The organism is Paenibacillus rubinfantis, assembly GCF_001486505.1.
Lineage (GTDB): Bacteria > Bacillota > Bacilli > Paenibacillales > Paenibacillaceae > Fontibacillus > Fontibacillus rubinfantis.
Genome location: NZ_LN909048.1, coordinates 1 through 12,205, shown reverse-complemented (window position 1 = coordinate 12,205; position 12,205 = coordinate 1). Strand labels below are relative to the sequence as shown.

13 protein-coding genes and 1 rRNA gene are annotated in these 12,205 nt (G+C 55.1%); all 14 read left to right on the top strand.

The features are described 5' to 3' along the window. Positions 1–5 precede the first annotated feature (5 nt). Complete coding sequence (locus BN3277_RS00460) at positions 6–770, top strand: type III pantothenate kinase (RefSeq protein WP_059040365.1); 765 nt, start codon at positions 6–8, stop codon at positions 768–770. Between the two features lie 48 nt (positions 771–818). Next, on the top strand, positions 819–1,709 hold the full coding sequence (gene hslO / locus BN3277_RS00455) for an Hsp33 family molecular chaperone HslO (protein WP_059040364.1): 891 nt from the start codon (positions 819–821) through the stop codon (positions 1,707–1,709). A gap of 267 nt (positions 1,710–1,976) precedes the next feature. Continuing rightward, positions 1,977–2,915 carry a cysteine synthase A gene (cysK, locus tag BN3277_RS00450; RefSeq protein WP_059040363.1) on the top strand — a complete coding sequence of 313 codons (939 nt, stop codon included), beginning with the start codon at positions 1,977–1,979 and terminating at the stop codon, positions 2,913–2,915. A 144-nt stretch (positions 2,916–3,059) separates the two neighbouring features. Beyond that, complete coding sequence (locus BN3277_RS00445; RefSeq protein WP_059040362.1) at positions 3,060–4,613, top strand: anthranilate synthase component I family protein; 1,554 nt, start codon at positions 3,060–3,062, stop codon at positions 4,611–4,613. Between the two features lie 18 nt (positions 4,614–4,631). Then, on the top strand, positions 4,632–5,213 hold the full coding sequence (gene pabA / locus BN3277_RS00440) for an aminodeoxychorismate/anthranilate synthase component II (protein ID WP_059040361.1): 582 nt from the start codon (positions 4,632–4,634) through the stop codon (positions 5,211–5,213). Next, positions 5,210–6,187, top strand: coding sequence for an aminotransferase class IV (locus tag BN3277_RS00435; RefSeq protein WP_059040360.1), 978 nt, complete (start codon positions 5,210–5,212; stop codon positions 6,185–6,187). Before pabA ends, BN3277_RS00435 begins: the two co-directional genes overlap by 4 nt. Further along, positions 6,168–7,007, top strand: coding sequence for a dihydropteroate synthase (gene folP, locus BN3277_RS00430; protein WP_059040359.1), 840 nt, complete (start codon positions 6,168–6,170; stop codon positions 7,005–7,007). The genes BN3277_RS00435 and folP overlap by 20 nt, the downstream gene beginning before the upstream one ends. A gap of 32 nt (positions 7,008–7,039) precedes the next feature. Then, complete coding sequence (gene folB, locus BN3277_RS00425) at positions 7,040–7,402, top strand: dihydroneopterin aldolase (RefSeq protein ID WP_059040358.1); 363 nt, start codon at positions 7,040–7,042, stop codon at positions 7,400–7,402. Between the two features lie 11 nt (positions 7,403–7,413). Continuing rightward, positions 7,414–7,962, top strand: coding sequence for a 2-amino-4-hydroxy-6-hydroxymethyldihydropteridine diphosphokinase (folK, locus tag BN3277_RS00420; RefSeq protein ID WP_059040357.1), 549 nt, complete (start codon positions 7,414–7,416; stop codon positions 7,960–7,962). Then, positions 7,914–8,120, top strand: a complete 207-nt coding sequence (locus tag BN3277_RS00415) for a helix-turn-helix domain-containing protein (RefSeq protein WP_059040356.1) — start codon at positions 7,914–7,916, stop codon at positions 8,118–8,120. Before folK ends, BN3277_RS00415 begins: the two co-directional genes overlap by 49 nt. Before the next feature lie 44 nt (positions 8,121–8,164). Beyond that, positions 8,165–9,166: a tRNA dihydrouridine synthase DusB gene (dusB, locus tag BN3277_RS00410; RefSeq protein WP_059040355.1), complete on the top strand. Its 1,002-nt coding sequence runs from the start codon at positions 8,165–8,167 to the stop codon at positions 9,164–9,166. A 367-nt stretch (positions 9,167–9,533) separates the two neighbouring features. Next, positions 9,534–10,010, top strand: coding sequence for a transcription elongation factor GreA (greA, locus tag BN3277_RS00405; protein ID WP_009226297.1), 477 nt, complete (start codon positions 9,534–9,536; stop codon positions 10,008–10,010). A gap of 101 nt (positions 10,011–10,111) precedes the next feature. Further along, positions 10,112–11,620 carry a lysine--tRNA ligase gene (gene lysS / locus BN3277_RS00400; RefSeq protein WP_059040354.1) on the top strand — a complete coding sequence of 503 codons (1,509 nt, stop codon included), beginning with the start codon at positions 10,112–10,114 and terminating at the stop codon, positions 11,618–11,620. A 360-nt stretch (positions 11,621–11,980) separates the two neighbouring features. Continuing rightward, positions 11,981–12,205 (top strand): 16S ribosomal RNA (locus tag BN3277_RS00395); the annotation flags it as partial.

Genomic DNA, 12,205 nt, shown 5'->3' with positions numbered 1-12,205 from the left:
AGCGCATGTTCCTTGTAGTCGATGTAGGCAATACGAATATCGTGCTGGGGATCTACCGGGGAAAAGAGCTGCTCCATCATTTCCGCATTAGCACGAACCGCCAAGCCACGGTGGACGAGTATGGCGTATTGATTCATAACCTGTTCGATATGGTAGGCATCCGGGAAAGCGAGATGGAAGGCGTCATCATCTCTTCGGTTGTTCCGCCGTTAATGCATGTGCTGGAGGAGCTGTCTGAAAAATATTTGCGGCAAAAGCCGCTGGTCGTTGGCCCGGGCATCAAAACCGGGTTAAACCTGCGCTACGAAAATCCACGTGAGGTTGGAGCCGACCGGATTGTCAACGCGGTGGCTGCCATCGAACGGTACGGCGGGCCGCTGGTTGTCGTCGATTTCGGCACGGCTACAACGTTTGACTGTATCGATGCCGCAGGCAATTACCTCGGCGGTGCGATCGTGCCGGGGATCGGCATCTCAACGGAAGCGCTGTACCAGCGTGCCTCCAAACTGCCGCGCATCGAGCTCGAGAAGCCAAAGAAGGTGATCGGCCGCAATACGGTGCATGCGATGCAGGCGGGGATTATTTTTGGGTATGCCGGCCAGGTTGACGGTATTGTCGAACGGATTGCCAAGGAGATGGGGATGAAACCGAAGGTGATCGCAACCGGGGGATTAGCCGAGCTGATCGCCAGCGAAACACGGACGATCGAGGAGGTCCATTCGCAGTTGACCTTAGAGGGGCTTCGGATTATCTACGAACGCAATCAATAAATCAAGCGATGGTTATACTAAAAGGAACGAAGGGAGGTCCTTCGCATCATGGACCAAAACAGCAAGAAAGACCGGTTGATCCGCGGGATCGCCTTGGGCGGGAAAGTGCGCGCCTTCGCGGTGCGGACGACCGAGCTGGTGGAGGAACTGCGCCGCCGGCATGATACTTATCCGACTGCAACGGCCGCCTTGGGGCGTACGGTAACCGCCGCCGCCATGATGGGCGCGATGCTCAAGGGTGAGGAGAAGCTGACCGTACAGGTCAAAGGCGACGGGCCGATCGGACAGATTATGGCGGATGCGAACGCCAAAGGCGAAGTGCGCGGTTACGTGAAGAACCCGCATGTGCATTTGCCGAGCAACAGCCAAGGGAAACTGGACGTTCGCGGTGTAGTCGGAACGGATGGATTTATCCATGTGACGAAGGATTTGGGGCTCAAGGAGCCTTATCGCGGCAGTGTGCCGTTGATTTCGGGCGAACTTGGCGAGGATTTCACCTATTATTTTGCCGTATCGGAGCAAACGCCTTCCGCCGTTGGACTAGGCGTCCTGGTCGACGTGGACAACACGGTGATTGTAGCGGGCGGCTTCATTATTCAGCTGTTGCCGGGCTTAAGCGATTCGGACATCGATTCCATCGAAAAGGCCGTGGGTCAGCTGCCGCCGGTGACGACGCTGCTCGATCAGGGGCTGGAGCTGGAGGATATGCTGCGCCGGATCGTGCCGGACGTACAGGTGTTGGAGGAAATGGACATCGTGTTCTCCTGCAGCTGTTCCCGGGAGCGGGTGGAGCGTACCCTGATCAGCTTGGGTAAGAAGGAGTTGGAAGAACTGCGGGACGAAGGGAAAGAAACGGAGGTTGTCTGCGACTTCTGCAACGAACCGTACTCGTTTACGCCCGAGGATCTGGACCGGCTGATTGCGCAGACGGGAAAATAGGTTGGGAAGGCTAGAGGGCCTTAACCAAGCAAAATGGGACGGAAGATACTTTGCGGAGGAGGTCGCCGGGACCTTTGATGCAAAGTATTTTTTGTGACTTTTCTTGACAACTCCGATCGGGGTTGTTAAGATAATAATCAGAAAACCAACTTAAATACTCGGAAATAAATGAAAGCCGATAAATCGCACATCCTATATTGTCTAAGCTTTCATTTTGAAGCAGCCAGATCGACTAGGTTATTTTTATCCAAAGGGAGGATATTTGATATGGCAAAAGTCGTGAACAATGTAACGGAATTGATCGGAGATACGCCGCTGGTCCGGTTGAGCCGGATTGTACCGGAGGACAGCGCAGAAATCTATGTGAAGCTGGAATACCAAAACCCGGGCTCTAGCGTTAAAGACCGGATTGCCATCAGCATCGTGGAGGAAGCCGAGAAAGCCGGCAAGCTGAAGCCGGGCGGCACGATTATTGAAGCGACAAGCGGAAACACAGGGATCGGCTTGGCGATGGTAGCCGCAGCGAAAGGGTATAAAGCCGTTATCGTCATGCCGGAAACGATGAGCTTGGAACGCCGCAACCTGCTGCGCGCTTACGGGGCAGAGCTTGTTCTGACGCCAGGAGCTGAAGGCATGAACGGTGCGGTGAAGAAAGCCGAGGAGCTGCTGGCAGCGAATCCGGATTATTTCTTGGCGGATCAGTTCAAAACACAAGCGAACGTGAAGATCCACCGCGAAACAACCGGCCCGGAAATCGTGGAAGCCATCGAATCGCTGGATGGACGTCTGGATGCGTTCGTGGCAGGGATCGGTACGGGCGGAACGATTACCGGCGCAGGCGAAGTGTTGAAGAAGCGCTTCCCGGATCTGAAGATTTTTGCGGTTGAACCGGCGGCTTCGCCAATTTTGGCAGGCGGCAAACCTGGCCCGCATAAAATTCAAGGTCTTGGTGCGAACTTTATTCCGGAGATCTTGAACCGTGAAATTTATGATGAAATTATCCATGTTGAGAACGAAGAAGCCTTCGAACAAGCGCGTACGGTAGCGAAAGAGGAAGGGATCCTGTCGGGGATTTCCTCCGGTGCTGCAGTATTTGCGGCATTAAAGGTGGCGAAACAGCTGGGCAAAGGCAAACGTGTCGTGGCGATCATTCCAAGTAACGGCGAACGTTACCTCAGCACGCCGTTGTACAATTTCGAAGCGTAAAGAGGATTGCGCCGAGAGCGCTGGCGACCCCGGCCGTTCAATCGAACGGTTTGGGGTCTTTTATTTTTAGGTGTTCTTCGAGTATACTAGCTTCCAATAAGATTAGGAGCTTGACGACGAAGATTTGGAGGATCAGCGGGGTTCATGGAAAAGATGACGTCTTGGGAGCAATGGAGAGATTGGGCGCAAACGGGGAGCTGGACGATGCTGCCGTTTGCGGTCAAATGCCCGCTTACGGCCTCCGGGTTGCCTGCGGATTGGTCGCAGGCCTGGGAGGAGGCCGGGCCATACGCCTGTGTGTTGGAGAGCGGGAAGGGAGGGCGATACACTTTCCTGGGCCTGGAGCCGGTCTCGGTGATCCGCGGCAAAGGTAACGAAGCCGTTGTCCACGATTTGACCGCCTCCGGGCAGGCTTTGGTACGTTCAGGCAAGCCGCTGGAACTGCTGCGGGACTGGATGGCGCCGTATCGCTCGCCTGCGGTGCCGGGGCTGCCGAAGTTCAGCGGCGGCGCTGTGGGGTATCTCGCCTATGATGTGGCGCGTTCGCTGGAGCGGCTCCCGAACCGGGCGCAGGATGATCTCGGCCTGGACGACTATGTCTGGATGCGGCTAGAGGAGCTGTGGGCCATCGATCAGGCCCAAGGCGATGTGTATTGCGTCGTCCATGTCCCCATCGCTTCGCCCGACTTGGAGAAGCTGCGCGAAAGCTATCGCTGCGCTGAGGTCCGGGCTGTGCGCATGGCGCAGCGTTGGAAGGATTTTTGCGCTGCGACGGTCGGTGCAGAGAGTGCAGCCGCCCCCGGAGGTTTGGCGACCGCCCCTTCTTCGATAAGCGACGCAGAACTGGAACGCCGCCGCTTGGCCGTCTCGATGACGCAGGAGGCGTTTGAAGCGGCGGTGCGGCGGGTTCAAGAGTATATCGCCGCCGGTGACGTTTTCCAAGTGAATCTCTCACTGCGACAGGCTTTTGCGTTGACGGCTAGGCCCGAGCTGGTGTACGAGCAGTTAAGACGACTGAACCCGTCGCCTTATATGGGCTTGCTTCGCTTCCCCGACTTTCAGCTGGTTTCGGCTTCGCCGGAGCTGCTGGTGAAGATGGAGCAAGGGAAGCTCAGCACCCGCCCGATCGCGGGGACACGGCGGCGGGGGCATACGCCGGAAGAGGATCGGCAGATGGAGGAGGAGCTGCGCGGCAACGAGAAGGAGCAGGCGGAGCATATTATGCTGGTTGACCTCCTGCGCAACGATATCGGCCGGGTGGCGGAGTACGGAACGGTGCGGGTGAGCGAGCTGTTTACGGTGGAGCGCTACTCACATGTGATGCATTTGGTGTCTGAAGTCGAAGGGGAGCTGGGGACGGAGCCTTCGATTTACGATGCGATCGCGGCTGTTTTTCCAGGAGGAACGATCACTGGAGCGCCTAAGGTACGGACGATGGAAATCATCGAAGAGCTGGAGCCTGTCACAAGAGGACCCTACACCGGTGCAATGGGGTGGATTGACTATGCCGGGAATATGGAATTAAATATTATTATACGTACGCTGGTCGCGAAGGACGGCGTTGGCTACCTGCAGACGGGAGCCGGCATCGTTATCGATTCGGACCCGTACCGTGAGTATAGGGAGTGCTTCAACAAAGCCAGAGCCGTTGCTTTGGCCATTCAACAAACCGAGAAGAGCCAGCTGGACAAAGTCTAGGACAGGAGATGAGATGAGATGATTTTGGTGATCGACAACTATGATTCTTTTACGTACAATTTGGTGCAGTATTTAGGCGAGTTAGGCGAGGAAGTAACTGTCCGCCGCAATGATGAGATCGATCTTGCGGGAATTGAGGCTTTGCAGCCGGATCATATCTTAATATCCCCCGGCCCGTGTACGCCGAATGAGGCGGGGATTACGCTGGAATTGATCGAGCATTTTAAGGGAGTGATCCCGATCTTTGGCGTTTGTCTGGGACATCAAGCTATCGGCCAGGCCTTTGGCGGCAAGGTTATCCGCGCCGAACGGCTGATGCATGGTAAGACGTCGCCGATCCACCATCAGGGGGAGTCGGTGTTTGCCGGCCTGCCGTCGCCTTTTACGGCCACGCGGTACCATTCGCTGATCGTGGAACGCGAGAGCCTGCCGGATTGCCTGGAGATTACCGCCGAGACGGCGGAAGGAGAGATTATGGGGCTGCGTCATAAAACGTATGCCATTGAGGGCGTGCAGTTCCATCCCGAATCGATTATTACCCAGCATGGCCACCAGATCCTCCGCAACTTCCTGAACCGGAAGGCGGAAGCGCAAGCATGAAATACATCGGGGTGGATGGCGTTCCGACCCCGGCCGACCAAGCCGTGATCTCTGTAATGGATCACGGCTTTATGTACGGGCTCGGCTTATTCGAGACGTTCCGCACCTATGGAGGGCGGCCGTTCCTGTTGGAGCGGCATCTGGAGCGGTTGGCCTCCGGCTGCCGGGCGCTGGGGATCGGCTACCAGGCCGACCCCGTTCGGATTGAGAAGGAAATCGCCGAACTGCTCGAGCGGAACGGATTAGCCGAAGGCTACATCCGGTATACGGTGACGGCTGGCGAGGGACCGCTGGGTTTGCCGGCCGGAGACTACGACAAGCCGAAGGTCGTGATCTATGTGAAGCCGCTGCCGGAGCCGGGAGCGGCGTTGTACACGAACGGGAAGCCGTTGTGGCGGCTGGCGACACCCCGCAACACGCCGGAGGGTGAGGTTCGGTTCAAATCGCTGCACTATATGAATAATGTGCTGGCGAAGCGCGAGCTTGCCCGGTTGGAGCGCGAGGTGCAGCTGCCGGCGTCGACCGCCTCCTTCGCGGGCCAAGAGATACGCCCCTTAACCGCTCCCGTCCCTGCCGAAGGGCTGCAACTGACGCCCCAGGGCTGGCTGGCGGAGGGGATCGTCAGCAATGTATTTTTTGTGCGGAATGGCCAATGTTATACGCCGGGTATCGAAACGGGCATTCTCCCCGGCATCACGCGCGCCATGGTCTTGGAACTGGCAACCGAACAGGGGATTCGGGTAGAGGAAGGCCTGTACACCTGGGACGAGCTGTGGGAGGCGGACGAAGTCTTCCTGACCAATTCGATCCAGGAGCTCGTACCGGTGACCGAATTAGTGGAACCTGGCAAGCCCGGCGGACGAGGGAGGCGGCGGCGCACGGTCGGAACCGGACGCATTGGGGCGGTTACGGAGCGGCTGCTGGGGAAATATAGGGAGAAAGCGAGGAGCGGCGATGCAACCGATCATTTATAAACGCAGCTACCGGCTCGGCGAGGCGTCTTTTACGCTTGGCGAACGTACGCTGGTGATGGGGATTTTGAACGTGACGCCGGACTCTTTTTCCGATGGAGGTCGTTACAATAATGTGGAGCGCGCTGTTCAGCATGCCCGGGAAATGGTGGCGGAAGGCGCGGATCTTATTGATATCGGCGGGGAGTCGACGCGTCCAGGGCATGAGCCCGTGAGTGAACAGGAGGAGCTGGAGCGGGTCCTTCCCGTTGTGGAGGCCCTCCATCGCGAGATGCCGAAGGTCCCGCTGTCGGTGGATACGTATAAGGCCCGGGTAGCGAGAGAAGCGTTAAAAGCCGGGGCGCATATCATTAATGATGTATGGGGCTTTAAAGCGGAAGCGCCGATGGCCGCGGTGGCGGCGGAGTTTGGGTGTCCGGTGATCTTGATGCATAATCGCCAGGATCGTAACTATGGCGATTTGATTGCCGATGTAGCGGCGGATCTCCGCGAATGCGTGGAGATTGCCCGACGTGCCGGCGTGCGTGACGAGAACATCATTTTGGACCCGGGGATTGGCTTTGCTAAGGATTATACGGAAAATCTACGGGTGATGCGCGCGCTAGACACCTTGGCGGGACTTGGCTTCCCGCTGCTGCTTGGTACGTCCCGCAAACGATTTATTCGTACGGCGCTGGATTTGCCGGTCGATGAGGTCGTGTTCGGGACAGCAGCGACGGTGGCGTTGGGGATCGCCCAGGGGTGCCAGATCGTCCGCGTTCACGATGTGAAGGCGATCAAGCAGACCGTGCAGATGTGCGATGCGATCGTGTACGTTTCATAAATAGTTAATTGCAGGAAAAGGAGCCGGATTTCATGGACAAAATGACGCTACGGCGCATGGAATATTACGGATACCACGGGGTGTTTGAGGAGGAGCGCAAGCTGGGTCAGCGCTTTTATGTGGATCTGGATCTGGAGCTGGATCTGCGCCAGGCGGGGACTAGCGATGATTTGAACCAAACGGTCAACTATGCCGAAGTCCACGAACTGGTCAAATCCATTGTCGAGCAAAAAAGCTTCCAATTAATCGAAGCGCTGGCGGAGCATATTGCATCTGCGGTTTTGGACACTTATACTAGGGTAGATGCGTTAACGGTTCGGGTTACGAAGCCGCACCCTCCGTTTGATATTCATTTCGACGGCGTGACGGTGGAGATGTACCGTTCCAGAAAGTGAGCCTATCGTTTATGAACACGACTACTCCCTCTGAGCATTCAGAGGCTTATATTGCTTTAGGCGCCAATTTGGGAGACCGCGAGGCCACCCTGATGCAGGCGATTGCGGCACTGCAGGAGCATCCAGCTATCGAGGTGCTGCGCTGCTCCGATTTATATGAGACCGATCCGGTAGGTTACCTGGATCAGCCGAATTTTGTAAATATGGCATTGGCTTTGCGTACTTCGCTGGAGCCCGAGGCGCTGCTTACGGTTATGTTGGATATCGAGCTGCGATTGGGGAGAGAGCGTACCATCCGATTTGGGCCGCGTACGGTGGACCTGGATTTGTTATGGGCCGGCGGCCGCGTGATGAACACACCACTTCTCACCTTGCCGCACCCGCGGATGATGGAGCGGGCTTTTGTGCTCGTCCCTTTGTCCGACATCGTGCCGGAAGGAGAGCCCTCCGGGCTGTATGCACGCATTCACAGTGCCTTGGACACCCTAGATGGAAAGGAAGGCGTCCGGTTTTGGAAAACATGCACCTGGCACAGCGCATCCGCGCTTTCCGAAAACTAAAAGGTTTTACCCAGCAAGAGCTGGCGGAGAAGTCCGGCGTATCCCTCGCCTTATTGGGAGCGGTGGAGCGGGGGAACCGCCGGGCGGATGATCAAATTTTAATTAAAATTGCAGATTGTTTGGGGATTACCTTGGCCGAGCTGAAGCCTGGACCCTAAGCAGAGTCGCTTTTTACGAAACTCATCGATTGGAGGGGACCATCTTGCTGAAGATAGGCGATATTGAATTGAAAAACCAGGTCGTGCTTGCCCCGATGGCAGGCGTATGCAATCCGGCCTTCCGCCTGATTGCCAAGGAATTTGGGACAGGGCTTGTCTGCGCAGAGATGGTTAGCGATAAAGCGATCCTTCATGGCAACAAGCGCACCCGAGAAATGCTCTTTGTGGACGAGCGAGAAAAACCGCTTAGCCTGCAAATTTTCGGCGGGGATCGCGCGTCGCTTGTAGAAGCGGCTAAAGTCGTCGATCAGGAAACCAATGCCGATATTATTGATATCAATATGGGCTGTCCTGTACCGAAGGTGACGAAATGCGACGCCGGCGCACGTTGGCTGCTGGATCCGAATAAAATTTACGAGATGGTCTCCGCTGTGGTGGATGCCGTAAGCAAACCGGTCACCGTGAAAATGCGGATCGGCTGGGATGCGGAGCATATCTACGTGGTGGACAACGCCAAAGCGGTGGAACAAGCCGGCGGCAAAGCCGTCAGCGTGCATGGTCGGACCCGCGAGCAGCAGTATACCGGCACAGCGGACTGGAGCTATATCCGTCAGGTGAAGGAGGCCGTGTCGATTCCCGTCATTGGGAACGGGGACGTGGCGACGCCGGAGGATGCCCGGCGGATGCTGGATGAGACCGGATGCGACGGCGTGATGATCGGGCGCGGGGCGCTCGGCAATCCATGGATGTTGTATCGGACGGTGGAGTATCTGAAGACCGGACAATTGCTTCCGGAACCGGAGGCCGAGGAGAAAATCCGCATCGCTATCCTGCACATGGACCGCTTGGCCGCCCTGAAAGGCGAGCGCGTGGCTGTCCGCGAAATGCGCAAGCATTTGGCTTGGTATTTGAAAAACTTGAAGGGTGCCGCGCGCATCAAGGATCTCATTATGGAAGAAACTCGTCGTGACGAGATGGTGCGTATTCTTGAGGATTTTGTCGCCGGCTTAGCGGCGGGAACGATTCTTGACGAGGTATCCGCATAAGGGCGAATTGGGATGGGGGGCCCTTTTAACGGGTACCTCCTTCTTCATGAAACGTTTACATTTGTAAAATCGGGTGTCATTGACATTTGACAATCGTTCACCTATAATTTCACAATATAAATTCGCCTTAAGCGTGAGTCTTCCCCTTTGGGGAGGTCTGACCCTTATCACATAATGCATATGATATACACAATGAGCAAGGAATTTAGTGACCATTGCTGACGGAAGCGAGCGCTTCCAAGCACCTAAGCGGCAGTGGAACGGCAAAGGAACCTTTCCTTTGGGGAAGCGTTCATTTTCCAGGAGGGTTTTCGGGTGCCGCACGCACCGTGCGAAAATTTTTTCCATGACAGGAGAATCGGTTGAGATGAGCGATAAGGAAGTTATTCTTACCCAGGATGGTCTGAAGAGACTGGAAGAAGAATTGGAGAACTTGAAATCCGTGAAACGCCGCGAGGTTGCGGAACGGATCAAGGTTGCCATCGGATACGGGGATATCAGTGAAAACTCGGAATACGAGGACGCGAAGAACGAGCAAGCCTTTATCGAAGGTCGGATTATCACGTTGGAGAAAATGCTGCGCAACGCGCGAATCATCAACAACGACGAAATCGACACGGATACGGTAAGCATCGGTTCGATCGTGACAGTGGAAGATCTGGAATTTGGCGATACGATGGAATATGCGATCGTTGGGACAGCGGAATCCGATCCGATGCAGAACAAGATTTCGAATGAAAGCCCTGTCGGCAAAGCCATTCTCGGCAAGAAAAAAGGCGCTATCGTGGATGTAAACGTTCCGGCCGGCGTGATTCAATATAAAATCGTGGACATTAAGAAGTAAGGCGGATTGAGCGACGAAGGAAGCTTCCCCAGCGGAAGCTTCTTTCACTGTTTCTTTTGTCGGCGAGCAAATTCAGCAGGATTAAGGAGTGGAGTAGGGCTATGAGCGAAGAGATCAATAACCAGGAAACCTTGGAGGTCAGCGAGCTGCTGCAAATTCGCCGCGATAAATTGGACGAGCTGCGCGGGCTTGGAGTCGACCCTTTCGGCAAAAAATACGAACGCACCCATAATGCGGGTGACATTCTCCGGCAGTATGACGGGCTTTCCAAGGAAGAATTGGAGGAGAAGCACGTTGAGGTATCCATCGCCGGACGGATCATGGCGAAACGGGGCATGGGGAAAGCCAGCTTTGCGCATATCCAGGACCTGTCGGGCAAAATTCAGATTTATGTCCGTCAAGACAGCGTGCCGGAAGTTAAGTATGAGGCGTTCAGCATTCTGGATCTCGGGGATATCGTAGGCGTAACCGGTGAGGTGTTCAAGACCAAAACCGGCGAAACGACGATCAAGGTCAAGGATTTGGAAGTGCTGTCCAAGTCCCTGTATCCGTTGCCGGATAAATATCACGGCTTGAAGGACGTTGAGCTGCGTTATCGTCAGCGTTACGTTGATTTGATCGTCAATCCGGAGGTGCAGCAAACGTTCATCAAGCGCTCCCGGATCATCCAATCGATGCGCCGTTATCTGGATTCCCTGGGGTATCTGGAAGTGGAAACGCCAACCCTGCACGGGATTGCCGGAGGAGCGGCGGCTCGTCCGTTCATTACGCATCATAATGCGCTGGACATGCAGCTGTACATGCGGATCGCGATCGAGCTTCATTTGAAGCGCCTGATCGTCGGCGGCCTGGAGAAAGTGTATGAGATCGGCCGGGTTTACCGGAACGAGGGGATCTCTACGCGCCATAACCCGGAATTCACGATGATCGAGCTGTACGAAGCTTATGCCGATTATAAGGATATTATGGCTTTGACGGAAAATATGATTGCTCATATCGCCCAAGAAGTACTGGGCACTCAAGTGGTGCAATACCAGGGTCACGAGGTGAACCTAACTCCGCAATGGCGTCGCGTTTCGATGGTTGATGCGGTCAAGGAAGTAACCGGGGTTGATTTTGGCATCCAAATGAGCAATGAAGAAGCGCATCGTTTGGCTAAAGAGCACAAGGTTCCAGTGGAGCCGCACATGACGTTTGGCCATATTCTGAACGCCTTCTTCGAGCAATTCGTGGAAGAAACGCTCATTCAACCGACGTTTGTATACGGACATCCGGTAGAGATTTCGCCGCTGGCCAAGAAGAACGAAGAAGATCCGCGTTTTACGGATCGCTTCGAGCTGTTTATCGTCGCGCGGGAGCATGCTAACGCCTTTACGGAGCTGAACGATCCAATCGACCAGCGCCAACGGTTTGAAGCCCAACTGCTGGAGCGTGAGCAAGGCAATGACGAAGCGCATGAGATGGATGAGGATTTCATCCGTTCGTTGGAATACGGAATGCCGCCAACCGGTGGTTTGGGGATCGGGGTGGACCGCCTCGTGATGTTGCTGACCGATTCGGCTTCCATCCGCGACGTGCTGCTGTTCCCGCATATGCGTTCTGCGGAATAAGGTATAGATGTAAGGATGTCGAAAGCCCGGCTGATTGCCGGGCTTTCTCTATATATATGATGAATGAGGTATTCCGCTTGCGGGTGGATGAATCTGGATGCATAAAAAGCCGGCCTTCGGGTTGCGCCCGGGTTGAAAAGATGATATATTATAAATCCGGTCGTTATTCGTGGGCATTATGAACTTCAGCTCAGAATCGCAGATAAAAATAATGCTTGCAAGATAACGCCGGACATGATATACTATAAAAGTTGTCGCCGATAAGACGATAACGAAGTTGATCTTTGAAAACTGAACAACGAGTGAGTAATAAATGAGATTTTAAATCTCGTCAGTTTTGAAATGAGCAAGTCAAACACTTTATTGGAGAGTTTGATCCTGGCTCAGGACGAACGCTGGCGGCGTGCCTAATACATGCAAGTCGAGCGGAGTTAATCGGGAGCTTGCTCCTGATTAGCTTAGCGGCGGACGGGTGAGTAACACGTAGGCAACCTGCCTGTAAGACTGGGATAACTACCGGAAACGGTAGCTAATACCGGATACGCAAGTCTATCGCATGGTGGACTTGGGAAAGACGGAGCAATC